15 protein-coding genes are annotated in these 24,664 nt (G+C 67.5%); 6 read left to right on the top strand and 9 right to left on the bottom strand.

Features of this window, described 5'->3' with window-relative positions; all coding sequences use genetic code 11:
• Positions 1–303 precede the first annotated feature (303 nt).
• The 3 genes from OXM58_11535 to OXM58_11525 all read left to right on the top strand — a co-directional run bounded on the left by OXM58_11535 (position 304) and on the right by OXM58_11525 (position 3,145).
• A complete protein-coding gene (locus OXM58_11535; protein MDE0148993.1) occupies positions 304–1,452 on the top strand; it encodes an Mrp/NBP35 family ATP-binding protein in 1,149 nt (382 codons plus the stop codon).
• Entirely contained in the window at positions 1,449–2,429 is a 981-nt protein-coding gene (locus OXM58_11530) for a CAP domain-containing protein (GenBank protein ID MDE0148992.1), read from the top strand. Before OXM58_11535 ends, OXM58_11530 begins: the two co-directional genes overlap by 4 nt.
• Positions 2,430–2,500: 71 nt before the next feature.
• Positions 2,501–3,145 carry a CAP domain-containing protein gene (locus OXM58_11525; protein ID MDE0148991.1) on the top strand — a complete coding sequence of 215 codons (645 nt, stop codon included), beginning with the start codon at positions 2,501–2,503 and terminating at the stop codon, positions 3,143–3,145.
• Positions 3,146–3,396: 251 nt separating this feature from the next.
• Here OXM58_11525 and OXM58_11520 read toward each other — a convergent pair whose 3' ends face one another.
• Both OXM58_11520 and OXM58_11515 read right to left on the bottom strand, forming a co-directional pair.
• The gene (locus OXM58_11520) at positions 3,397–4,338 is read right to left on the bottom strand and encodes a GTP-binding protein (GenBank protein MDE0148990.1); all 942 of its coding nucleotides are present in this window, start codon (positions 4,336–4,338) and stop codon (positions 3,397–3,399) included.
• Between the two features lie 2 nt (positions 4,339–4,340).
• Entirely contained in the window at positions 4,341–5,981 is a 1,641-nt protein-coding gene (locus OXM58_11515) for an amidohydrolase (protein MDE0148989.1), read from the bottom strand.
• Positions 5,982–6,248: 267 nt separating this feature from the next.
• On the opposite strand from OXM58_11515, the gene OXM58_11510 reads away from it, so the two are divergent.
• Positions 6,249–7,289, top strand: coding sequence for an efflux RND transporter periplasmic adaptor subunit (locus tag OXM58_11510; GenBank protein ID MDE0148988.1), 1,041 nt, complete (start codon positions 6,249–6,251; stop codon positions 7,287–7,289).
• Between the two features lie 9 nt (positions 7,290–7,298).
• Positions 7,299–10,340: an efflux RND transporter permease subunit gene (locus OXM58_11505; GenBank protein MDE0148987.1), complete on the top strand. Its 3,042-nt coding sequence runs from the start codon at positions 7,299–7,301 to the stop codon at positions 10,338–10,340.
• Between the two features lie 112 nt (positions 10,341–10,452).
• Here the strand turns inward: OXM58_11505 and OXM58_11500 are convergent, their stop codons facing one another.
• Positions 10,453–11,871 (bottom strand): glutamate synthase subunit beta, encoded by a 1,419-nt coding sequence (locus tag OXM58_11500; protein MDE0148986.1) that lies wholly within the window; start codon positions 11,869–11,871, stop codon positions 10,453–10,455.
• A gap of 3 nt (positions 11,872–11,874) precedes the next feature.
• On the bottom strand, positions 11,875–16,545 hold the full coding sequence (gltB, locus tag OXM58_11495) for a glutamate synthase large subunit (protein ID MDE0148985.1): 4,671 nt from the start codon (positions 16,543–16,545) through the stop codon (positions 11,875–11,877).
• 466 nt (positions 16,546–17,011) lie between these two features.
• Here gltB and OXM58_11490 point away from each other — a divergent pair, with 466 nt between their 5' ends.
• Positions 17,012–17,875, top strand: a complete 864-nt coding sequence (locus OXM58_11490; protein MDE0148984.1) for a glutathione S-transferase family protein — start codon at positions 17,012–17,014, stop codon at positions 17,873–17,875.
• 69 nt (positions 17,876–17,944) lie between these two features.
• Here OXM58_11490 and OXM58_11485 read toward each other — a convergent pair whose 3' ends face one another.
• From OXM58_11485 to OXM58_11465, 5 genes are all read right to left on the bottom strand, one after another.
• Entirely contained in the window at positions 17,945–19,486 is a 1,542-nt protein-coding gene (locus OXM58_11485) for a GH3 auxin-responsive promoter family protein (protein ID MDE0148983.1), read from the bottom strand.
• A gap of 25 nt (positions 19,487–19,511) precedes the next feature.
• Positions 19,512–20,144, bottom strand: a complete 633-nt coding sequence (locus tag OXM58_11480; GenBank protein MDE0148982.1) for an HAD-IIIA family hydrolase — start codon at positions 20,142–20,144, stop codon at positions 19,512–19,514.
• Between the two features lie 95 nt (positions 20,145–20,239).
• Positions 20,240–21,628 carry a TRAP transporter large permease gene (locus tag OXM58_11475; protein ID MDE0148981.1) on the bottom strand — a complete coding sequence of 463 codons (1,389 nt, stop codon included), beginning with the start codon at positions 21,626–21,628 and terminating at the stop codon, positions 20,240–20,242.
• Positions 21,625–22,179 carry a TRAP transporter small permease gene (locus tag OXM58_11470; GenBank protein MDE0148980.1) on the bottom strand — a complete coding sequence of 185 codons (555 nt, stop codon included), beginning with the start codon at positions 22,177–22,179 and terminating at the stop codon, positions 21,625–21,627. Before OXM58_11470 ends, OXM58_11475 begins: the two co-directional genes overlap by 4 nt.
• Before the next feature lie 247 nt (positions 22,180–22,426).
• Positions 22,427–24,655: a xanthine dehydrogenase family protein molybdopterin-binding subunit gene (locus OXM58_11465; protein ID MDE0148979.1), complete on the bottom strand. Its 2,229-nt coding sequence runs from the start codon at positions 24,653–24,655 to the stop codon at positions 22,427–22,429.
• Between the last annotated feature and the right edge of the window lie 9 nt (positions 24,656–24,664).

The following is a 24,664-nucleotide window of genomic DNA, read 5'->3' as shown; positions in this document are numbered from 1 at the left end:
CGTCCCTGAATTGGCCCCTTATCGGGTCTATCGCACGCTGCGATGGTGCATTCCGTCCCGCTTCCCGCTGCGCATTCCTCGCGCATCGCAGGCGATTTACGGTATTCTGCCGGTCGCCGCTACATAGCGACGCCGATGTCCGGCGGCAATGCGCGCCGGCCTCCCGCGCCCGGACTGCTGCGAAGGGGCGCAGCCCGGCACGCCGCGCTGGATCGTCTCCGGCGTCGGGTCTAGTTGTGCGCCGGTCCCCGATGCCGTCGACCCGCATTTCGGGATATCGGGCGCAACGCGGAGAATTCAAGCATGGCGAAGATAACCGAAGAACAGGTTCTCGAGGCGCTGGCGCGGGTGCGCGATCCCGAACAGGGCAAGGACCTGGTATCCCTCGGCATGATCGGCGGGCTGACGATCAAGGACGGCAACGTCGGCTTCTCCATCGAGGTGGCGGCCGAGCGCGGCGCTTCTGCCGAGCCGTTGCGCAAGGCGGCCGAGCAGGCGGTCTTCGCGCTCGACGGCGTCACCTCGGTCACCGCGGTGCTGACCGCCCACAGTTCCGCACCTCGGGCAGGCGGGCCGGCCGACGGCGCGGGAGCCGGCCCCGCCGCAGGCGCCCCCGCCGGTGCAAACGCCCCGGCGCCCAAGGGCGGCGGCGCGGATCGGGTCGGCTCGATCATCGCCGTCGCGTCGGGCAAGGGCGGCGTCGGCAAGTCGACGACGGCCGCCAACCTGGCGCTCGCCCTGATGGCCGAAGGCGCCCGGACCGGCCTGCTCGACGCCGACATCTACGGCCCCTCGATGCCGCGCATGATGGGCGTCCGCGGCAAGCCGACCACCGCCGACGGCAAGGTGCTGGACCCGATGGTCGGCCACGGCGTCAAGCTGATGAGCATGGGATTCCTGGTCGATGAGGAAACGCCCATGATCTGGCGCGGCCCCATGGTCATGAGCGCGCTGCAGCAACTCCTGCAGGACGTCGACTGGGGGGCGCTCGACGTCATGGTCGTCGATATGCCGCCCGGCACCGGCGATGCGCAGCTCACGCTGGCCCAGACCGCACGGCTCGCCGGCGCCGTCATCGTCTCGACGCCCCAGGACATCGCCCTGCTCGATGCGCGCAAGGGGCTGAACATGTTCCGCAAGGTCGATGTCCCGGTGCTCGGCATCGTCGAGAATATGAGTTATTTCCAGTGCCCGCATTGCGGCGAGCGCAGCGATGTCTTCTCGCACGGCGGCGCACGGCGGGAGGCGGAGCGTCTCGGCGTCCCCTTCCTGGGCGAGATTCCCCTCGACATCGCGATCCGCGAAACGTCGGACGGCGGCCGGCCGATCGTGGCCGCGGAACCGGACGGCCCGCACGCAACGGCCTATCGCGAAATCGCCGTGCAGATCCTCGACCGGCTGGACGCCGGTGCGAACGACGCGAAACCGGCGCCGAAAATCGTCATCCGATGAGACCCGGCCGCCGGGACCGCCAGTCCGCCGCCCGGCGCGGGCATGCGGCCGCCATAGCGGTCTTCGCGTTTGCAACCGCGGTTTCGCTGAGTTTTGCGGCGCGTGTCCCGGCCGCCGCCGAGCCTGTGCCGGCGGCCGACAGGCAGGCGCCGGCCCGAAGCAAACTCGTATGGGCGAAACCGCGGCTGCGCAACGCAGCGCTGCGCCGGCAAGCGGCGCGCGGACAAGCGGGGCGGCCGGGACGCGACCGGCTGGAATGCAAGGCCTGGAAATATCACGGCGCCGACCGGATTCCGCGGCCCTACGACCCGGACCGCTTTGTCTATACCGAGGAATACAAGCGCGCTCCCGACCGTCCGGGCCGGGAGGAAGCGGCGCGGCGCGCCGATGCGGCCTTTCCGCAACTGATCGACGCCAAGGTCCTGCGCATGTTGCGCCTGATCAACCGGGTGCGCGAGCGCCGCGGCCACACCGCCATGAAGCTGGAACCCCGCCTGATGGTGGCGGCGAAGCGGCACAATCTCGATATCGCCCGCCACGCGCTGATGCAGCATACCGGCACGGACTGTTCCCAGCTCGTCGACCGGGTCTGGGACGAGGGCTACACCTGGAGGAGAATCGCCGAGAACCTGGCCGGCGGCCGCGCGACGGCGGAAGCCACGATGCAGCAGTGGACGGGCAGCGCCGTCCATCTGATGCAGATGACGCTGACCGGGATGACCGAGGTCGGGATCGCCTACGACCACAATCCGAACCCGCCGCGCCACGGCGTACCGATCAAGCATTTCTGGACCGTGATCATGGCTGAGCCCGACCCGTGGCGCGACCGGCACTGGCCGAAGAAGCCGGCGCCGTGCATCGGCAAGGACTGCCCGAAAACGCCCGCAGAGCCTGCCGAGCCCGCGGAATCCGTCGAAAAGACCGGGAAAAACGCCGGGCCGGACGGGCCCCGGAACCGCGAGACGGGCACGCAATGAAGCGTGCGAGGCGCGCCGCTGCGACGATGCGGCCTTGCGCAGACAGCCCGTCCCGCTAATTTAGGCGCGCCATGAAAAAACCGAATTCGCTTATCGCCTCTTTCCTCCTCTGCGCCCTGGCCCTCGGTGGATGCACCGGGACCAGAACGGCCGAATTCAACCGCAGCGATGCCCGGGTCGCCGATCCAGCGCCGGAACAGATGCGCCATGCCCAGATGGTCATCCGGATCGTCAACGAATTCCGCACGGCCAACGGCCTGCCGCCGGTCATACTCGAAGCGCATGTGATGAAGGCCGCCAACGACAAGGCGCTGGATTTCCGGAACAACTGGCGCTTCTACCACGCCGGCAGCGACGGCTCGTCGCCCAGCGGGCGGGTGGCGCGGACCGGCTACGACTGGGTCGAGGTCGGCGAGACCCTGTCGGCCGGGCAGATCACCGCCCGCGGCGCGGTCGCCAATCTGAAGGCGAGCCCCTGCCACCGTTACGCGCTGTTGCGGAAAGTCTATCTCCACGCCGGCGCCGCCTATCTCCACACGCCGGATTCGCCGCGCGGGCGCTACAAGCACTGGTGGGTCGTCAAGCTGGCGCAGCCGAGTTCCGCCATGACCTGGGAGCGGACCTACCCGACTGCGGGAGCGGAACTGACCGAACGCAGCAAGCGCACCAGGATGCGCCGGCCGCCCGGCTGCGTGATCCGCGAGGTGGTTTCCTGAGGCGGGGCGCGGGTCCCCATACAGGCCGGATGAAAAGGCGCAACGGAAAACCGGTCCGCAGACGGGGTCGGCAGACAGCCTCTCAGGCCGTTCGCCATATTCCGGTCCATCGTCCCGATCGCGCTGAAAGCGTGACGGAAATGCTCAACGCGGTTTACGGCGAAGACGAATCCGCTTCGGCGCTCGACCCAATCCTGGAGCGGGTTCAGTTATTGTCGCTGCGGACCGACGAAGAGTGGTGAGACGCTGAATCAGCCGAAAGCCGGCGTGCCGGCTTCGGCTTCCCTGATCGCCCGCCGGATCGCCGAGGGATCGGCCTGCTCCTTCATACCGATGCAGACGAGGCCGACGGGCGCTTCGGGCGGCGCTTCCGAGACCGTCCAGCGGCTGCCGACGACCTGGATGGCGGCCATTGCGCCGTCCGCCCGCCGGACGAAACCCTTGGCCCGCAACAGGCGGTGCGCCGGGTCGGCCAGCAGGCGGGCGAGCGCTTCCGGATCGGCGCCGGCCGGCGGATCGAGTTCGGCAGCGACATACCCGGCGGTGTGATCCCGGAACCGGCCGTCGGCACGGACTGCGGCATTGTCCGGCCGGGCTCCCAGCACGACGTCGATCGGCACATCGGCCCGCTCCGCCCGGACGATCCGGGCGACCGGCGCAGCTTCGCCCAGCCAGGCCTCGACGGCCTCGGGGTCGTCCGCCAGGTCGCACTTGTTGAGCAGGATCAGATCGGCTTGCGCAAGTTGTTGCCGGATCGTACTGCCGACATAGCGGTCCGCGGTGCGGCGGCGCACGGTTTCGGCGTCGGCCAGCACGACCGTGCCGTCCAGCGCGAAATCCGCAAGCAGCCCGACGGTCCCGGCGATCGCGCCCGGAAAGGCGACGCCGCTCGCCTCGAGCAGCACATGGTCCGGCCGGGGCTCGAGCGCCGCCAGCATGGCGAGCGAGGACACCATATCCTCGCCGTAGCTGCAGCAGACGCAGCCGCCGGTCAGGCTGACGATCCGGTCGTCCGCCGCCTCGACCAGGCTGCTGTCGATCGGCAGCGCACCGAACTCGTTGACCATGATGGCGAGCCGACGCCCGCCGGCCTGGCGCAGCATGGCGTTGACCAGGGTCGTCTTGCCGGCGCCGAGATAGCCGCCGATGACGGTCACGGGCAGCGGGCCGCCCCGTTTGCCGCCGGGCGCCATGGCTAGATGCCGGCCGCCGGAAAGATACGGCCGCCCTGCACCGTGCCCCAGACGCGCACGTCCTTCAGGGCCTCGCCGCCAACGGTCTCGGGATCGTCCTCAAGCACGGCGAAATCGGCGCGCTTGCCGGTTTCGATTGAGCCGATCTCGCCGTCGAGCTTGAAGGTGTAGGCCGCGCCCAGGGTGATCGTGCGCAGGGCGTCGGCGACGCCGATCCGCTCGTGCTCGCCAAGGGTCCGGCCGGTCGCCGTGCGCCGGTTGACCGCACACCAGGCGGTAAACAGCGGACCGAGCGGCGTGACCGGGGCGTCGGAATGGATGGCGAGCGGCACACCGGAGGCGAGCGCCGTCGCGCAGGCGTTCATCCGCTCGGCGCGCTCCGGCCCGACGGTGATGCCGTGATGCTGGTCGCCCCAGTAGAAATGGTGGTTCGGGAACAGGTTCACGCACATGCCGAGTTTCGCCATGCGGCGGAACTGGGCGGCGTCGGCAAGCTGGCAATGCTGCAGTGTGAAGCGATGGTCCGGCGACGGATGCCTGCGCAGCGCCGCCTCGACGCAATCGAGCGCCAGCGCCGTCGCTTCGTCGCCGTTGGTGTGGGTGTGGACCTGCACGCCCGCCGCCATGGCGCGCTCGTAGATTTCGAGCAGGTGTTCCGGCGGGATGTACCAAAGCCCTTCCGGCGCCCCGTTGTAGTAGCCCGGCCAGCGCAGCCGCGCCGAAAAGCCCTGGATCGAGCCGTCTGCCACCACCTTGATAATGCCGAGGCGCAGACTGTCCTGGCTGCGGTCGCGCAAGGCGAGCACCCGGTCGATCAACTCTTCTGGCGTCACGCCATAGAAGCGGCGCAGCGCGACGATGCGCGCCGGATAGTCCGGCTCGGCGGTCACCCGCAGCATCATGTCGACCGCATCGTCGGGCAGCGTGTTGGCGAGGTCGGCCGCCGTCGTCACGCCGGTGCGCACGCACAGCCTGGCGAAACGGCGCAGTCCGGGCTCGTCGCAAGCCAGCAAGTCGCGGTCGAACCCGGTATGGGGGCCGAGCGGCGCCATCGCGTCGGGGCCCTTCATCTCGCCGGTCGGCAGGCCGTCCTCGCCGAGCGGAATGCCGGGATGGTCGATTCCCGTCTTGAGCAGGCCGGCCAGCTCAAGCGCCATGCTGTTGACGTTGAGGATATGGCCCGAGGCGTTGAGCACGCCGATAGCGCGTTCGGTCGAGACCCGGTCCAGATCGTGCCGGCTGACGCGCCGGTCGCCGTAGTAGATCGCGTCGAGCGACCAGCCGGCGAGCGGCGCGGCCGGGTCCTCGAGCCGGGCGGCGGCTTCGCGCAGCCGCTCCACGACGGCGTCGATCGATTTGACGCCGGGCCAGACTGTGCCTTCCGGATCCATGCGGTCGAAGAAGCCGCAATAGACATAGGCCCAGAGGGTGCCTTCCATCGTATGGCTGTGGCCTTCCACCAGGCCGGGCATCAGCACCTTGTCGGCGAAGCGGTCGTCCAGCGTGTAAGCGCCCCACCCCGCCAGCTCGTCCAGCGTGCCGGCGCCGACGATGCGGCCGTCGCGCACCGCGACATGGCCGGCGTGCGGCCGGGCCGGGTTCATGGTGATGATCTTGCGCGCGGGGTAGATGGTGGTGGTCACGCCGCGAGGCCTTCGGAAATGTTGCGGATCGGGGCGCCGGTGCCGGCAGCGGCAAGCTTGTAGCGCGTGCGCCGCCGGCCGAACAGCCGGTTCAGGGGCCTTGTACCATGCCGGCCGGAAGCCGGAAGCCGGAAGCCGGAAGCCGGACAGGCCGTGGCGAAGAGACTTCGTGGTCGGCAACGCTTGAATCCGGAAATTGCGTTCTATAATGGGGGAGCCCGAAGTTCGAACGTCATTGGACTCCGCGATTTTCCGGTTGCAGCGGTCATGAAACCTTGCCTGCCAGTCCTCGTTGCCGCTCTGGTCGCGTACGCGGCTCCCGTCTCGGCCCAGGACATCCCGCGGCCCGTCAAGCTGATGACGGTCGAAGCCCCTTCGACGCGGGTCACGCGGCATTTTTTCGGCAAGGTGGCGGCAAAACAGACCGTCGACCTCGCTTTCCAGACAGCCGGCCAGATCGTGCGGTTTCCCGCGATCGAGGGTCGGATCGTTCCTGCCGGCGACATGATCGCCCAGCTCGATCTCGAACCGTTCGAGCTCGCCCTGCAGCAGGCGCGCCTGCAAAGAGACCGGGCACACAGGCGCGCGGCGCGTCTGAAAAAGCTGGAAGGAAAAACGGTCAGCCAGGTGAGCGTCGAGGACGCGGCGACCGAGGCCGGGCTGGCCGAAATCGCTCTGCGCAACGCGGAATATGCCCTGAAGCACGCCACCCTTGACGCACCGTTCGATGCCCTGGTGGCGCGCCGCAGCGTCGCCAGATTCACGACGGTCAATGCGGGGACGCCGGTCGTCCGCCTCCACGACATGTCGGAAATCCGGATCGAGATCGATGTTCCGGAGGTATTGTTCCAGCGTGCGGGCCGCGACCGGAATGTCACGATTGCCGCGCGCTTCCCTGCCAGCAAGACGCTGTTTCCGGTCGAGGTGCGCGAGTTCAACGCCGAAACGTCCCGGATCGGCCAGACCTTCCGGGTGACATTGGGTATGGCCCCGCCCGACGAACTCAACATTCTCCCCGGTTCCTCCGTCACGATCCTGGCAAGCCTGCATCTTCCCCGCTCGAGGATTGCCGTTCCGGCGTCGGCCGTGGCCGTCGCCGCCGATGGCGCCACCTCGGTGATGGTCTTCCGCAAGACCCAGGGCGACGAAGGCGTCGTCGCGGCGAGGCGGGTCACGCTCGCGGTCGGCAGGAACGGCGAATTCCAGGTGATCGAAGGCCTGAAAATCGGCGAAGAAATCGTTGCCGCCGGAATCAACGCCCTGAAAGACGGCGCCAGGGTGCGCCGGTTCCGGGGGCTGCCGAACTGAGGCCATGTCGTGAGGATTGCGCGCGGCAGTATCGAACGGCCTCTTCCGGTCTGGATCATCATTCTGATCTGCCTGGCGGGCGGGATCTGGGGATTCCTTTCCCTCGGGCGGCTGGAAGATCCGGCTTTCACGATCAAGCAGGCGGTTGTCGAGACCCGTTATCCCGGGGCGTCGGCGCAACAGGTTGCCGAGGAAGTCTCCGAACCTCTGGAATCGGCCCTTCAGAAGATGGGCGAGATCGACCGGATCGCCTCGATCAACCGGCCCGGCGTATCCCTGATCGAGGTGTATATCAAATCCGAGTTCGACGGTTCGGAACTTCCGGCGATCTGGACGCGGCTTCGGGCAAGGGTCGAAGATGCCGCCCGGCGTTTGCCGCCGGGAGTCGGCTCTCCCCGTGTGAACGACAGCTTCGGCGACGTGTTCGGCATTTACTACGCCGTCACCGCCGAGGGCTTTACCGATGCGGAGAAGCACCGGCTGGCCGCCTTTCTGCGGCGCGAACTGCTCGCGGTCGATGGCGTTGCCAACGTCGCCGTCAGCGGGCTCCCGGAAGAAGCGATCTTCGTCGAGCCGAACCTCGCCCTTGCCGTCAACCTGAACGTACCGCCGCAAGCCATCGCCGCAGCGATCGCCAACGCCAATTCCGTGGTCGATGCCGGATCGACCGATACGGCGCGCATCGTGGCGCCCGCCGGGTCGGACACCGTTTCGGAGATCGCGGGTCTCTCGGTCGGCGTTGGCGGCGAATCGATCAATCTTGCGGATATCGCCGAGGTCAGCCGCGCCCGGCAATCCGATCCCGCCCTGATCGTGCGGTTCGATGGGGTCGAGGCCTTCACGATCGGGATTGCAGGCCTTGCAACCGAGAATATCGTGGCCGTCGGCAGGCGCGTGGAGCAGCGTCTCGCCGCACTCGAGCGGGACATTCCCGTCGGCGTCGAACTGCACCCGATCTACCGCCAGCACCGGGTGGTCGATAAAGCGTCGAACGACTTTCTCGCGAACCTGGCGATGTCCGTCGCCATCGTGACGATCGTGCTCGCCCTGTTCATGGGATGGCGCGCCGGGGTGGTCGTCGGATCGACGCTTCTGCTGACGGTCCTCGGGACGCTGCTGTTCATGAAGTTCTTCTCTATCGAGATGGAACGCATCTCGCTCGGCGGCCTGATCATCGCCATGGGGATGCTGGTCGACAACGCCATCGTCGTCGCCGAAGGCATGCAGATCGCCATGCTGCGGGGCAAATCCTCGCGCGACGCGGCGGACGAGGCAGCCTCCAGGACGCAGATTCCGCTCCTCGGCGCAACCGTTATCGGCATCATGGCATTCGCAGGGATCGGCCTCAGCCCGGACTCGACCGGCGAATTCCTGTTTTCCCTGTTCGCGGTCATCGGCATTTCCCTGCTGCTGTCGTGGGTGCTTGCCGCAACCGTAACTCCCTTGATGGGACACTATTTTTTCAAGCGGGGCAGCGGCGCGGAAACGGCCGCCTACGGCGGTCTCCCCTTCCGGGTTTACGGCGCGCTCCTGCGCGGGGCGCTGAAGATACGCTGGCTGACAATCGCCGCCCTGGTCGCGCTGACGGCGGCTTCCCTATTCGGATTTACCCAGCTCAAGCAGCAGTTTTTTCCGGATTCCAACACGCCGATCTTCTTCGTTCACTACAAGCTGCCGCAGGGAACCGGCATCCATCGCGTGTCCGACGATCTTGCAAAGGTTGAGGCGTGGCTGGCCGAACGCGAGGATGTCGAATCGGTTTCGACCTTCGTCGGCCGGGGCGCATCGCGCTTCATCCTGACCTATGCAGCCGGGAAAGCGAATCCGAGCTACGGACATCTCATTATCCGCGCCCGCGGTCTCGACCGGATTCCGGCATTGCAGGCCGATCTGGAGGCCTTCGCCCGCAGCAGCCTGCCGGACGGCGAATTCCGCACCCGGCGCCTGGTCTTCGGCCCAGGCGGCGGCGATCCGATCCAGGTCCGCTTTTCCGGCAGCGATCCGAAAATTCTCCGGGACCTCGGACAGCAGGCGATCGCGCGGATGGCCGCCGCATCGGACGATCTGAAACATCTCAGGATGGACTGGCGCGAGCAGGAACTGGCGATCTCGCCGGTCTATGCCGGCGACCGGGCGCAAGCCGCAGGGATTGCGCGCGAGGATATCGCGGCGACGCTCAAATTCGCCACCGACGGCATCAACGCCGGCGTGTATCGGGAAGGCGAACGGCTGATCCCGATCGTGGTGCGTCTGCCCCCCGATTCCGGGCTCGGGCTGGGCGACCAGATGGTTTATTCGACCGCGGCTTCCGCCTTCGTACCCATCGAACAGATGACCGACGGTTTCTCCTACGAAGCCCAGAACACGCTGGTACACCGCCGGGACCGTCTGCCAACCCTGACGGTTTCGGCCGATATCCCGCCCGGCACGACCGCCGCCAAGGTTCACGCCGCGATCCGCCGGACGGTCGAGGACATACCGCTTCCCCTGGGCTATCGAATGGCGTGGGGCGGGGAGTTCGAGTCGTCGGGCAATGCGCAATCCAGCCTGGCAGGAAAGTTGCCGCTCAGCTTCATCGTCATGGTCCTGATCTCGATCCTCCTGTTCAACGCCCTGCGCCAGCCGCTCATCATCTGGCTGCTGGTTCCGATGGCGGTGAACGGGGTGGTGATCGGGCTGCTGGGGACCGGCCTGCCCTTCACCTTTACCGCCCTGCTCGGGCTGCTCAGCCTCTCCGGCATGCTGATCAAGAACGGCATCGTGCTGGTTGACGAAATCGACCGCGTCCGCCGCGGCGGCGAGGCGCTGAAGCAGGCCATCGAGACCGCCTGCACGTCGCGCCTGCGCCCGGTCGTCCTGGCGGCGGCGACGACGATCCTCGGCATGACGCCACTGCTGACCGACGCCTTCTTCGTTTCGATGGCGGTGACGATCATGAGCGGACTGGCCTTTGCGTCGCTCCTGACGCTGGTGGCGGCGCCGGTCCTCTATTATGTGCTGTTCGCGGGCGATGGGGGCCGCCGCGCCGCTGCCGGGCGGACGGCAGCCTGAGGAAAGCCGGCAGACGGCACCGGCCGCCGACGCCATCGTGCGGAGTTTCGCACAGGTTTTCCGCAAGACGCCCGAAAGTTTGCGGGCCGGCGCACAGGCCCCGCCTGCAGCCTCACCGGCTCAGCGACGACTCGCCCATCAGGAATTCGTCCACGGCGCGGGCGCATTGCCGGCCCTCGCGGATCGCCCAGACCACCAGCGACTGGCCGCGGCGCATGTCGCCCGCCGTGAACACCCTGGGATCGGACGTGACGTAACGCTCGGTATCGGCGAGGACGTTGCCGCGCGGGTCGAGATCGACCCCCAGCTCCTCGATCATGCCTTCGTGGACCGGATGGACGAAGCCCATCGCCAGCAGCACGAGTTCCGCCTTCAGCTCGAATTCGGTTCCGGGGACTTCCTTGAGATTTTCATCCAGCCGGACGCCGTGAAGGGTGGACACCGCCCCGCCGGCGCCGGAAAGACGCTTGGTCGCGACGCTCCAGTCGCGCTCCGCCCCTTCCGCCTGCGACGAGGAGGTGCGCAGGCGCAGCGGCCACAGCGGCCAGATGGTCGCCATGTCCGGGCTTTCCGGCGGCATGGGCAGAATTTCGAGCTGCGTCACCGAGACCGCGCCCTGGCGGAACGACGTGCCGATGCAGTCCGAGCCGGTATCGCCGCCGCCGATCACCACGACATGCTTGCCGCGCGCGAGAATCTCCTCTCCGTCGCCGAGGGGCTCTCCGCTGACGCGCCGGTTTTGCTGCGGCAGGAAATCCATCGCGAATTCGACGCCGTGCAGCTCCCGCCCCTCGACCGGCAGGTCGCGCGCCTCTTCCGCCCCGCCGGCCAGCACGACGGCGTCGTAATCCTCGGTGAGCTGCCGCGCCTCGATATCGACCCCGACGTTCACGCCGGTGCGGAAGGTCACGCCCTCCGCCTCCATCTGGGCGACGCGCCGGTCGATATAATGCTTTTCCATCTTGAAATCGGGAATGCCGTAGCGCAGCAACCCGCCCGCCCTGGCGTGCTTCTCGAACAGCGTCACGTCGTGGCCGGCGCGCGCCAACTGTTGCGCGCAGGCCATGCCGGCCGGGCCCGACCCGACGATGGCGACGCGCCTGCCGGTCCGGGTCTCGGGAATGTCCGGAACCACCCACCCTTCGTTCCAGGCATGATCGGCGATCGCGCATTCGATCGTCTTGATCGTCACCGGCGCGTCGCTGATGTTCAGCGTGCAGGCTTCCTCGCACGGCGCCGGGCAAATGCGGCCGGTGAATTCCGGGAAGTTGTTGGTCGAGTGCAGGACCTCGGAGGCTTCCCGCCACTGGTCGCGATAGACCAGGTCGTTCCAGTCGGGGATGATGTTGTTGACCGGGCAGCCGGTGTGGCAGAAAGGGATGCCGCAATCCATGCAACGCGCGCCCTGCTGCATCAGCGTGTTCTTGTCCAGCGGGACGAGGAACTCGCTGAAATGCCGGATGCGGTCGCCGACCGGCGTGTACCGCTGCTCGAGCCTGTCGATCTCGAGAAAGCCCGTGACCTTGCCCATGGGTCAGCGGCTTTCCGCGACGAGGTCGGCTGGATCGGCGGGATCGGCCGGCTGGGCGAGCTCCATTTCCCTGAGCGCGCGGTAATAGTCGACCGGCATCACCTTGACGAATTGCGGCAGGTAGGAGTCCCAGTTTTCGAGAATCAGCCTGCCGCGCGCCGAATCGGTGTAGTGGACGTGTTTCTCGATCAGCTGGTGCAGGCGTTCGGCATCGAAACGCGTCATGTCGCGCATGACGTCGACCAGCCCGTGAGCTTCGAGGTCGCCGCCCTGGTGCGCCAGGCGTTCGAGCGAATCGTCCTCGGCCTTGATCGGTTCGAGTTCGACCATCGCCAGGTTGCAGCGGCGTTCGAAATCGCCTTCCTCGTCCAGGACATAGGCGATGCCGCCGCTCATCCCGGCGGCGAAGTTGCGCCCGGTATGCCCGAGGCACACGACGACGCCCCCGGTCATGTACTCGCAGCCATGGTCGCCGACGCCCTCGATCACCGCGACGGCGCCGGAATTGCGCACCGCAAATCGCTCGCCCGCGACTCCCCGGAAATAGCATTCCCCGGCGATCGCGCCGTAGAGCACGGTATTGCCGATGACGATGCTTTCCTCGGCGACGACGCCGCTGTCGGCCGGCGGATAGACCACGAGGCGGCCGCCCGACAGGCCCTTGCCGGTATAGTCGTTGGCTTCGCCTATCAACTCGAACGAGATTCCGTGGGCGAGAAACGCGCCGAAGCTCTGGCCGGCGGTGCCCTGGAAGGTCGCGCTGATCGTGTCTTCCGGCAGGCCGTCATGGCCGTATTTCTTCGCGACCTCGCCCGACAGCATCGCGCCGACGGTGCGGTCGATGTTGCGGATCGGCATGTCGATGCGGACCGGCTGACGTTTGGCCAGCGCGGGCCGCGCCTGCTCGATCAACGTGCGATCGAGGACCTTTTCCAGATTGTGGTTCTGGCGCTCGCTGTTGTGGGTCGCGACGCCGGGCGTGGCATGGGGCTTGGCAAGGATCCGCGACAGGTCGATGCCCTTGGCCTTGTAGTGTTCGATCGCGCGGCGCTGGTCGAGCCGCTGCGACTCGCCGATCATTTCGGCGAAGGTACGGAAACCGAGCTGCGCCATCAACTCGCGCACTTCCTCGGCGACGAAGAAGAAATAGTTGATCACATGCTCGGGCGTGCCGGTGAACCGCCGGCGCAGTTCCGGGTCCTGGGTCGCGACGCCCACGGGGCAGGTGTTGAGGTGGCACTTGCGCATCATGATACAGCCGGCGGCGATCAGCGGCGCGGTGGAAAAGCCGAATTCGTCGGCGCCCAGGAGCGCGCCGACAACGACGTCGCGGCCCGTTCGGATGCCGCCGTCGACCTGGACGGCGATGCGGCCGCGCAGCCGGTTGAGCACGAGCGTCTGGTGCGTCTCGGCAAGCCCGATTTCCCACGGCGAACCGGCATGGGAGATCGATGTCAGCGGGCTGGCGCCCGTGCCGCCCTCGAATCCCGAAATCGTCACATGGTCCGACCGGGCCTTCGAGACCCCCGCCGCCACGGTTCCGACGCCAACCTCCGAGACCAGCTTCACGGAAACGTCGGCATCCGGGTTGGTGTTCTTCAGGTCGTAGATGAGCTGGGCGAGATCCTCGATCGAGTAGATGTCGTGATGCGGCGGCGGCGAGATCAGGCCGACGCCCGGCGTCGAATGGCGCACCTTGGCGATGACCGCATCGACCTTGTGGCCCGGCAGCTGGCCGCCCTCGCCGGGCTTCGCTCCCTGGGCCATCTTGATCTGCATCATGTCGGAATTGGCGAGATATTCGGCGGTCACGCCGAAGCGGCCCGAGGCGACCTGCTTGATGGCCGAGCGCATCGAATCGCCGTTGGGCATGGGCCGGAACCGGTCCGGCTCCTCGCCGCCCTCGCCGGTGTTCGACTTGCCGCCGATCCGGTTCATGGCGATCGCCAGGGTCGAATGGGCCTCGCGCGAGATCGACCCGAAGGACATCGCGCCCGTCGAGAACCGCTTGACGATCTCGCTCGCCGGCTCGACCTCTTCGAGAGGCACCGGCGTCTCGGCCGGGATAAGCTCGAACAGGCCCCGGACGGTCATCATCCGGTGGTCCTGATCGTTCACCTGCTCCGCGAAGGCGCGGTACTTTTCCGGCAGCTCGCCGCGCACGGCATGCTGCAGGTTCATCACCGTATCGGGCGTCCAGTAATGCTCCTCGCCGCGCAGGCGGTAGGCGTATTCGCCGCCGACGTCGAGCGCATTGCGATAGATCGGCGCGTCGCCGTAGGCGAGCCTGTGGCGCTCGACGGTCTCGCGCGCGATCTCCGCCAGCCCGACTCCGCCGATGGTGCTCGCCGTGCCGGTGAAATACTGCCCGACGAAGTCTTCGCCCAGGCCGACGGCGTCGAAAATCTGCGCGCCGCAGTAGGACTGGTAGGTCGAGATGCCCATCTTGGACATCACCTTCAGGATGCCCTTGTCGACCGCCTTGATGTAGCGCCGGGAAAGCTGACGGTCGGTCAGCTTCTCCGGCAGTTCGTCGCGCATTGCCGAAAGGGTCTCGAACGCGAGGTAGGGGTTGATCGCCTCGGCGCCGTAGCCGGCCAGGGTACAGAAATGATGGACTTCGCGCGCCTCGCCGGTCTCGACGACCAGCCCGAGCAGGGTCCGGAGGCCCTCGCGCACCAGATGATGGTGAACCGCCGACGTGCCCAGCAGCGCCGGTATGGCGATCCTGTCCTCGGAGATCGCACGGTCGCTCAATATCAGGATGTTGTAGCCTTCCTGACACGCCTTCTCGGCCTGGGCGCACACCGAATCGAGCGCCGGACGCATGCCTTCGGCGCCGTGCTCGGCGGGATAGGTCAGATCGAGGGTCAGGGTCCGGAACGCGTTGTCAGCGATCTCGCCGATCGAGCGGATCTTTTCCAGGTCCCGGTTGGTCAGGACGGGCTGCCGGACCTCGAGACGCTTTTGCGGCGTCGTATCGTCGATGCCCAGCAGGTTCGGCCGCGGGCCGATCAGCGACAGGAGCGACATCACCAGCTCCTCGCGGATCGGATCGATCGGCGGGTTGGTGACCTGGGCGAACACCTGTTTGAAATAGGTGTAGAGCAGCTTGGGGCGCGACGACAGCGCCGATATCGGGCGGTCGTTGCCCATCGAACCGACGGCTTCCTGCCCGGTCGACGCCATCGGCGACATCAGGAATTTCAGGTCCTCCTGCGTATAGCCGAAGGCCTGCTGGCGATCGAGCAGCGTAAAGCGGTTGGGCAGGGCGACCGGGGCGTTCGTCGCGGGCAGGTCCTCCAGCACGATCCGGGTGCGGTCGAGCCACGCCTGATAGGGCTGCACCGAAGACAGTTCGGCCTTGATGTTGTCGTCGTCCAGGATGCAGCCCTGTTCCAGGTCGATCAGCAGCATCTTGCCCGGCTGCAGGCGCCACTTCTTGACGATGCGGCTCTCGTCGATCGGCAGGACGCCGACTTCGGACCCCATCACCACCATATCGTCGTCGGTAATGACGTAGCGCGCGGGCCTCAGCCCGTTGCGGTCCAGGGTCGCGCCGATCTGGCGGCCGTCGGTAAACGCCACCGCCGCCGGACCGTCCCACGGCTCCATGATCGCCGCGTGATATTCGTAGAAGGCGCGGCGGCGCTCATCCATCAGCGGATTGCCGGTCCACGCCTCGGGAATGAGCATCATCATGGCGTGGGCCAGCGAATAGCCGGACTGCACCAGGAGTTCGAGCGCGTTGTCGAAGCTCGCCGAATCCGACTGGCCCTCCGTGATCAGCGGCCAGAGCTTTTCCAGATCGTCGCCCAGGAGCTTGGACTTCATCAGATGGCGGCGCGCCGCCATCCAGTTGATGTTGCCGCGCAGCGTGTTGATCTCGCCGTTGTGGCAGATCATCCGGTAGGGATGCGCCAGCCGCCAGGACGGGAACGTGTTGGTCGAAAACCGCTGGTGAACGAGGGCCAGCGCGGTGACCATCCGCTCGTCCCTGAGGTCGAGGTAGAATTCGCCGACCTGATGGGCGAGCAGCATTCCCTTGTAGACGACGGTGCGCGACGAGAAGGACGGCATATAGAAATCGTCGCAAGCCTCGCCCAGGCCGTCGACCAGATGCTCGGCCTGTTTGCGGATGACGAACAGCTTGCGTTCGAAGGCATCCTGGTCAGCGCAGTTGTCGCCCCGGCGCACGAAGACCTGGCGCACGAACGGTTCGGTCGGCAGCACGCTCTCGCCCAGTCCGGAATTGTCGACCGGCACGTCGCGCCAGCCGAGGACGTGCTGGCCTTCGGCCTCGACAAGTTCCTCGACCATCCGGACGCAATCCGCCCGCGGCCCCTCGGCCTGGGGCATGAACACCATGCCGACCGCGTACTCGCCCGGTTCCGGAAGCGCGATCCCGATGTCGCCGCAGACCGCGCGCAGATGGGCGTCGGGCATCTGGATGAGAATGCCCGCGCCGTCGCCGGCCAGCGGGTCGGCGCCGACCGCGCCGCGATGCGTCAGGTTTTTGAGAACCTGCAAACCCTGATCGATGATCCGGTGGCTTTTGCGGTTCTTGATGTTCACGACGCAGCCGATCCCGCACGCATCGTGTTCGTTGCGCGGGTCGTAAAGCCCCTGCTTTCTGGGCAATCCTTTGTATGTGCGGGGTACGGGATCGGTCATGTTCGTCTTTATCGGGCATCCTTTGTGCCGGTTTGGCCTTCCCGGATTTCATCCGTCGGGATCGTTGGGCCGGTCGGTTCGGGTTCGTCGTGCGGTCTCCGTCTCTGTCTGCCTGATTCTAAGGTCCGCAACGCCGGTGGGCCAGTCGCCTGCGGTCGAACGTCCAAGTCCCGATTTGCCTGTTTTCCGCCCATGACGGCCCTGCCCACATCGCCGCAGGTGCAGCGGCGGCAGCAACGGGAAGATCGATTGAAGGGGTTCCCGCAGCCTGGAAATCACCGGGCAATTTCCGCGACCCGGCCGCCGGGCCGGCCCGGGAACCGGTAGCATCTCCGACGATCCGGAATGCGGCTGACGGCAGGCGGCGCCGTCCGGTTGTCGGGCCCGGGCGGGCAACGCTATGGTGGCGAGGCCGGGCGAGCCGCCGGGCGGTATGGCGCCCCAAGCGGACAGGAAAGGACGTGCAATGGTTCGGCTCCTGGAGACCGATGTCCGCACGCGCGACGTGCTTGGATGGAAGGGCGTGCATCTGTTCCACTTCCACGGCTCGTCCTGTTCCCAGAAGGCCCGGATCGTCCTCAACCTGAAGGGCGTCGACTGGCAGGCGCATCCGATCGACCTGCCGGGGGGAGAGAATCTGAGCGAACGGTATCTCGGCATCAATCCGCGCGGGCTGGTCCCGACGCTGGTCATCGACGGCGAAGTCCATATCGAGAGCAACGACATCGTCTCGCTGATCGACCGGCGGTTCCCCGTGCCGCGGCTGATTCCCGAAGGCCGCGAGGCGGAAATGGCCGAACTGCTGCGTCACGAGGACGATCTGCATCTCGATTTGAGGACGATCACCTTTCGGTATACCCAGCCGCGGCCCCGCGCGCCGAAATCGGCGGACGCGCTGGCCGATTACCGCGCGCGCGGCAGCGGCACGGTCCAGGGAAGCCGCGACCCCAACAAGACCGTCGAGATCGCGTTCTGGGAGCGCATCGCGCGCGACGGGATCACCGACGAAGCCGTCCGGGCCTCGGCGGCGCGGTTCCGCCGCTCGTTCGAAGACCTGGACCGCCGGCTGAACGCCGCCCCCTACATTTTGGGCGGGCAACTGAGTCTGGCCGATATCGCCTGGTTCATCTACGTCAACCGGCTCACGCTCTGCGGCTATCCGGTGGAGCGGCTGCATCCCGATCTGTACGCGTGGTTCGGGCCGCTTCGCGAACGGCCGGAGTTTGCCGGCGAGATCGCGGTTCCGCACGGGATACGGAAGGCGATCGACGAAAACCACCGCAGGCAGCAGGCAGCCGGAGAAACGCTGATCGACGTGGCCGGGCTTTGAGCGCCGGACCGGCGGATAAGCCGGCAGGAGCGGCCGACCGATCCGGCGCCGGCGGTCCGGAACAGCGCCTCAGCCGCCGCCCGCCGCCGCGTCCAGCGCCTCGAGCAGGCCGTCGAACAGCGCGCCATCGTTAATCACCCGCGGCACCTTGTTCTGGCCGCCCAGCTTGCCGCGCCGCTTCATCCATGCGGTGAAGAAGCCGGGCGGCGCGGCCAGCAGTTCGGGCGCCCGCAGACCGAAGCCGCCGGAGCGGTGGGCGGCGTAATCCTCGTTGCCCGCCGAAAGCTCGGCATCGAGCGCTTCGGCAAACCGGCCGAGCGCCGCCGCAGACGGTATCCCGCCGGCAAATTCCACCACATAGCGATGGCCGCCCAGGGGCTGCTCCGCCGTTGGGAAGACCGCGCCCATGGCATAGTCCGCGACCGAGAGGCCGGCAGCGGCGGCGGCCCGGCTGACCGCCCGGTCGATCTCCTCGCCGGTCAGGTGCTCGCCGAAGGCCGACATGGTCGCGCCGGTCCGCCCGGTGACCAGCAGGCGCGGCGGATTGCGGCCGACGAAGCGCACCGTGTCGCCGAGCAGCCAGCCCCACAGGCCCGCGCAGGTCGACAGGACAATGGCGTAATTCACGCCGGTCTTGACCGTGCCAACCCAATGGCGCGTTGGCTGCGCGGCTTCCAGTTCCTCCAGCGGGATGAATTCGTAGAACAGCCCGGTATCCAGATTGAGCCTCAACCCCTCGCCGAACCCCCGGTCGCTGCCCGCGACGAAGCCTTCGCTGGCGGCGTAGGCCTCGCGGTAGTCAGCCGGACGGCCGCGCAGCCAGTGGTCGAATTGCGGCTTATAGGGATCGAAGCGGATGCCGCCGTGAATCACCAAGTCGAGATTGGGCCAGATGCGGGTCAGGTCGCGCTGCGCCGCAGGCCGCAGGTCGGCGAGACGCTCGAACAGCAGCAGCAGCCAGCTCGGCGTGCCGCTGATCGAGCGGACGTCGAGGTCGAGGCTGCCGCGCGCCAGAGTGTCGATCTTGCGCTCCCAGTCCGTTTCCAGGGCGAGATCCTCCGGCGGCCAGGTGAAGCGCTGCGCCCAGGCCGGCACCGTTGCCGCCGCGATGCCGGAGAGGTCGCCGGCCAGAATTCCGGGCGCCAGCGGCTTGAGATCGGTGCTGCCGCCGAGGATGAAGCTGCGCCCGCCGAGCACACGGCTTCGCGGCCGGGCGGCCAGATGGTGGGCCAGCATGTCGAGCGCCGCCCGCTTGTTGGACCGGACCATCGCCGGCGTGACGGGAATGTATTTGGTGACGTCGCGCGTCGTACCGCTGGTCAGCGCGAACCAGGGGACCGGGCCGGGCCAGCCGACTTCGGCAAGGTGCGGGAAGGCGCTGCCCCAGACTTCGTCGCGGAACGCGTCGTAATCGCGAAGCGGCACGGCGGACTGGAAGTCGGCGACGGAGCGGATATGCGCGAAGCCGTGGCTGCGCCCGAACCGGGTTCCCGCCGCCGCGCGCACCAGTTTCAGCAATTCCGCCTGCTGGACCGCCGCGGGGTCCATCGCCGACAGCCGCCGCAGCCGCCGCCGGGCCCACAGGCGCAGAAGGGGCGTCGCATCCATCATGGCCGGGATATAGGCCGGGCCCGGCTCAGCCGTAGAGCCGCTCCAGGATTTCGATGGTTTCCGCGTGGCGGCGGCACCGGTAGTCCGCACCGAAATCCGGGTCGGGATCGGCCGGCGTGTCCGGGGTGAGGTCCAGGGCCGGGCTCGGCGTTTCGGGGACGAACTGGATGGTGGCGCGCACGCCGGCCTCCCGCCCCGCCGCGATATCGCCCTCCCGGTCGCCGATCAGCACGCTCTGCGCCGGATCGACCCCGACGGCCCGGGCGGCGCGGTGCAGCATGCCGGCGCCCGGCTTGCGCCACCAGGAATCGCGCACCCATTCGGCCAACAGCGGGCGGCCGTCCGGCGGCGTCAGATCGGGCGGGAACCACGGACTGTGCTCGACATGGGCGACCGCCACGCCCTCGCCGGCGAACTGCGCCACCATCCAGGCCATGAGGTCGCGGAGCTGCTGCGTTGTGTAGAGGCCGCGGGCGATGCCGGCCTGGTTGGTGACGATCATGATCGGCAGGTTGAGCCGCATGGCAGTGCGGCCGAGGTCGAATACGCCGGGGACAAATTCGATCTGGTCCGGCCGATGGACGTAGCCCCGGTCGACGTTGACGACGCCGTCGCGATCCAGGAACAGGCCGCCGCGCGGAGGAAAGGATACGGGCACGCTTGCCTCGGATCGGGGAGCGGATTGCCGGGCGGGTCGACTACGCGCGCCGGGGGCAGGGGTTCAAGCCGGAATCCGGGCGCACTTCGCCTGCGTTACCGGACGTAGCTGGCGAGCAGGAGCGACAGGGTCGGCACGGCAACGATCAGCGTGAGCCGGAACAGGTCGGCGATCCAGTAGGCGGTGACGCCGCGGAAGATCGTCGTCGTGCGCACGTCCGGCAGCACGCCGCGCAGCACGAAAACGTTGAGGCCGACCGGCGGCGTAATCAAGCTGATCTCGGTGATGACCACCACGACGATGCCGAACCACACGGCGACCTCGGTCGCGTTCAGGCCGAGGCCGACATCGACGACCAGATCCCACATCGGCGGCATCTGGCCGGTGAACATGTGCCAGAAGGGCGGCACGAAACCGGGCCCGAGCTCCTTGATCAACGGGAAGAAGATCGGCACCGTCAGCAGGATCATCGACAGGCTTTCGAAGACGCAGCCGAGCAGCACATAGATCAGCAGGATGGCGGCCAGGACGAGCCAGGGGTTGTCCTCGAAATTGGCGGCGATATCGAGCAGCGTCTGCGGGAAGGTCGTGAAGTTGATGAAATTGGCGAACACCAGCGCGCCGATCAGCACGGTGAACAGCATGGCGGTCGTGGACGCGCTTTCCAGCAGCACGGCGTAGAAGCCGCGCAGGTCCATGGTGCGCCGGGCGACGGCGAAGACGAAGGCGCCGAAGGCGCCGATGCCGGCCGCCTCGGTCGGGCTGAACACGCCGCCGTAGATGCCGCCCATGACGAAGACGAACAGGGTGAGCACGCCCCAGACGTCGCGCAGCGCGAGCAGCCGGCCGCGCCAGTCCGTGCGGTCGCCGCGCGGGCCGAGGGCCGGCCAGATGGTAATCACGGCGCGCACCGCCATCAGGTAGAACACGATCCCGACGATGCCCGGTATGACGCCGGCGGCGAACAGCTTGCCAATATTGGTCTGGGTCAGGATGCCGTAGATCACCAGCAGCACGCTGGGCGGAATGAGAATCCCGAGGGTGCCGCCGGCGGCGATCGCTCCGGCCGCCAGGCCGTCGTCATAGCCGTAGCGGCGCATCGACGGCATGGCGACCTTCGACATGGTCGCCGCCGTGGCGAGGCTGGAGCCGCAGACGGCGCTGAAGCCGCCGCAGGCGACGATGGTCGCCATCGCGAGACCGCCCTTGCGGTGGCCAAGGAACGCGTTGGAGGCGGTGTACAGTTCCTCCGACAGGCGCGCCCGGGTCACGAAATTGCCCATCAGAACGAACAGCGGCACCACGGAAAGCTCGTAGTTGATCGCCGCGTCGAACGCCGTCTGGCCGACATTGGCCAGCGCGCCTTCCAGATTCATCGACCAGCTCATGCCGATGAAGCCGACGATGATCATCGAGAAGGCGATGGGCACGCGCAGGAAGGACAGCGTCAGCAGCGCCGCGAAACCCAGCAGCGCGACGGTCATGCGGTCTGCCCCGAGGCCTGGGCCGGGTCGGTGCGCGCGCCGGTCATATAGGCGACCGCCGCGGCGAACTGTGCGACGGCCGCCAGCACGCACAGGATCGCCGTCCCCATACTGAACGGCCAGATATCCATATAGAGTTCGTCGGTCGCGTCGCCGAATTCGAGATGGGTTTCGGCCTTGACCCACAGCCGCCAGGCGATGAACAGGACGGCGCCCGCGGCGACGAGGTTGATGAATACGCCCTGGGCCCGCTTGAGCCCGGGCGGCACCACGCCGTCCAGCAGGTCGATGGTGACATGGCCCTCGCGGAAGCACACCATCGGCAGGACGCAGAACACCAGCCCGGCCATCATGAAAGCGATGATTTCGGCGAGGGCCGGCAGCGGGCTGTTGAAGATGTAGCGCCCGCCGACATCGATGAAGGTCAGCGTCATCATCATGAACAGAACCGCACAGGAAATCACCGCCAGCGCCTGGAGCGGCAGGATGCCGATCCAGTAAGCCAGCGGCGAAACCCTGGTTTCTGCCGGTTGTTCGGACCCGTCGGTCAAGCGCTGCGCCTCTGGAGTTCGGGGGACTCGACCGCAACCGGGATGGCCGCCGGCAGTGCGCCGCCGGCAGCTGGAATTCCGCTCATCTGCAGCCCTCCCCGAAAACAAGGGTGCGCCGGCCGCCGGCGCAACGGCCGGGAAAATACGGGAACGGAACGCAACCGTAAAGCGTGCGCCCGGCCGGAACGCCGCCCCCCTTGCCCGGACCGGGCCCGGGCGAGGGGGCAGAAGCGCCCCGAACCCGGCCTCAGAGACGGATCGGCAGGGCCTCGACCGGTTTGCCGGTCAGGGCGAAGATCGCATTGGCCATCGCCGGGGCCAGCGGCGGCACGCCCGGCTCGCCGACGCCGGTCGGCGGATCGTTCGACGGCACGATATGCACATCGACCGGCGGCATGTCGGGCATCCTCGGCATGGTGTAGCTGTCGAAATTGCTCTGCTCGACCACGCCGTCCCGCAGGGTGATCTCGGCGCCGTCGAGCGTCGTGCCGATCGCCATCAATACCGAACCCTCGATCTGGGCTTCGACCGAGCGGGGATTGACTGCGAGATTGCAGTGGATCGCGCTGGTGACCCGATGCAGCTTCGGCGCATCGTCCTCGATCGAAAGTTCCACGACGTGGGCGACGACCGAGCGGAACGACTCGTGCACTGCGATCCCCCAGGCGCGGCCGGCCGGCAGCGTTTTTTTGCCATAGCCGGATTTTTGGACCGCGAGGTCCAGCGCCGCCAGGTGCCGCGGATGCTTCTTCAGCAGGTCGCGGCGCAGGGCGGCCGGGTCACGGCCGGCCTCGCTGGCGACCCGGTCGATGAGCGTCTCCATCACGAACGCGGAGTGGGTATGCCCGACCGAGCGCCACCAGAGCATCGGCACATTGACTGCGGGATGATGCACCGAGACCGCAATCGGCAGATCGTAGGCCGTGTCGGCGACGCCTTCCACCGCCGTCCCGTCCACGCCGTCCTTGACCAGAAAGGCTTCGAACGGCGTCCCTTTGAGGATCGAAGGACTGACGATCGTATGTTTCCAGGCCGCGATCCGGCCGTCTTCCCCGAGGCCGATCTCCGCCCGGTGCAGGGTGAGCGGGCGGTAATATCCGCCCCGGATATCGTCCTCCCGCGTCCAGACCACCTTGAGCGGCTCGGTCCGGCCGGCCGCGAGCCACGCGCTCATCACCCGCGCCGCGTCGGCCAGATAGTCGGACGTCGGGGTGGCGCGGCGCCCGAAGCCGCCGCCGGCGAACATGGTGTGGATGCGTACCTGCTGGGGTTTCAGTTTCAGGACTTTCGCGACCGTCAACTGGTCGATCGTCTGGAACTGGGTGCCGGTCCAGATGTCGCAACGCCGGCCCTCACCGGTTCCGGACATCTCGATCACCGCGTTCAGCGGCTCCATAGGCGCGTGGGCGAGGAACGGAAAACGGAAATCCGCCGTGATCGTCTTTTTCGCGCCGGCCATGCCGGAAAGGTCGCCGGGCCGGGCGGGCAGGCCGTCGCGGCCAAGCAGCGCCGCAAACTGCGTATCGAGCTTGCGGCTGTCGGGCAGTTCGGCCGGCGCCTTCCATTGGATCTCGAGTTTGTCCCGGCCCTTATGCGCGGGCCAGTATCCGTCGGCCACCACGGCTACGCCCGTCGCGCCGCGATCCAGATCGACCTGCATCACGCGGTCGACACCCTTGACCGCCTGCGCTTGCGCGGCGTCGAAGCCGGCGACGGTCCCGCCGAAATGCGGCGGCCGGGCGATCAGCACGGTCTTCATGCCCGGCCGGCGCATATCCATGCCGAAAATCTGCCGGCCATTGGATTTATCGGCTGAATCGAGCCGGTTGGCCGGTTTGCCGATCAGGCGGAATTCGCTGCTTTTCTTGAGCGTGACCGCGGCGGGCACCGGCAGGGCCATGGCGGCCTCGCTCATCTCGCCATAGCCCGCACTCCGGCCGTCGGCGGCAATCAGCCGCCCGGCGCGGGTCCGCACCGTCGCCGCATCGACCTTCCACTTGCGGGCGGCGGCCTCGACGAGCATCGCGCGCGCCCGGGCGCCGAGCTCCCGGTACTGCATAAAGCTGTTCTGGATGGAGTTGGAACCGCCCGTCATCTGAAGGCCGAAAGCCGGATCCTTGTACGCCTCGCCCGCCGGCGCGAGTTCCGCGCGGACGCTGTTCCAGTCGGCGTCGAGTTCGTCGGCCAGGATTCTGGCCAGCCCGGTATGCGAGCCCTGTCCGAACTCCAGGCGGTTGATCTGGATCGTGACAACGCCCTTCGGGTCGATGTGCAGGAAGGCGCCGGGCTGCTGGCCCGGTTTCAGCTTGCCGGCAGAGGCCTTCGGCGTCGCGGCGCCGGCGGCGCCGGCGGAAACCAGCCCGATGGCGAGCCCGGAGGCGCCGGTCAGTTTGATGAAGCGGCGCCGGCTCATATCCGTTCCGGTGGCGGCCTGCCAGGCGGGCCCGATCCGGTCCATGATCGAATGATTGGTCATGATGCGCGC

The sequence above is a fragment of the Rhodospirillaceae bacterium genome, from assembly GCA_028819475.1.
In the GTDB taxonomy this organism is placed as follows: domain Bacteria; phylum Pseudomonadota; class Alphaproteobacteria; order Bin65; family Bin65; genus Bin65.
Note: the sequence above shows the minus strand (reverse complement) of the source record. Positions and strands in the feature narration are given on the sequence as shown.

Bases quoted from the DNA above. Each gene is read 5' to 3' on its own strand.
- OXM58_11475 (MDE0148981.1), bottom strand. From the start codon at position 21,628: ATGACCGTCGCGCTGCTGGGTTTCGCGGCGCTGCTGACGCTGTCCTTC.
- OXM58_11535 (MDE0148993.1), top strand. From the start codon at position 304: ATGGCGAAGATAACCGAAGAACAGGTTCTCGAGGCGCTGGCGCGGGTG.
- OXM58_11510 (MDE0148988.1), top strand. From the start codon at position 6,249: ATGAAACCTTGCCTGCCAGTCCTCGTTGCCGCTCTGGTCGCGTACGCG.
- OXM58_11465 (MDE0148979.1), bottom strand. From the start codon at position 24,655: ATGACCAATCATTCGATCATGGACCGGATCGGGCCCGCCTGGCAGGCC.
- OXM58_11485 (MDE0148983.1), bottom strand. From the start codon at position 19,486: ATGATGGATGCGACGCCCCTTCTGCGCCTGTGGGCCCGGCGGCGGCTG.
- OXM58_11530 (MDE0148992.1), top strand. From the start codon at position 1,449: ATGAGACCCGGCCGCCGGGACCGCCAGTCCGCCGCCCGGCGCGGGCAT.
- gltB (MDE0148985.1), bottom strand. From the start codon at position 16,545: ATGACCGATCCCGTACCCCGCACATACAAAGGATTGCCCAGAAAGCAG.
- OXM58_11525 (MDE0148991.1), top strand. From the start codon at position 2,501: ATGAAAAAACCGAATTCGCTTATCGCCTCTTTCCTCCTCTGCGCCCTG.
- OXM58_11500 (MDE0148986.1), bottom strand. From the start codon at position 11,871: ATGGGCAAGGTCACGGGCTTTCTCGAGATCGACAGGCTCGAGCAGCGG.
- OXM58_11490 (MDE0148984.1), top strand. From the start codon at position 17,012: ATGGTTCGGCTCCTGGAGACCGATGTCCGCACGCGCGACGTGCTTGGA.
- OXM58_11520 (MDE0148990.1), bottom strand. From the start codon at position 4,338: ATGGCGCCCGGCGGCAAACGGGGCGGCCCGCTGCCCGTGACCGTCATC.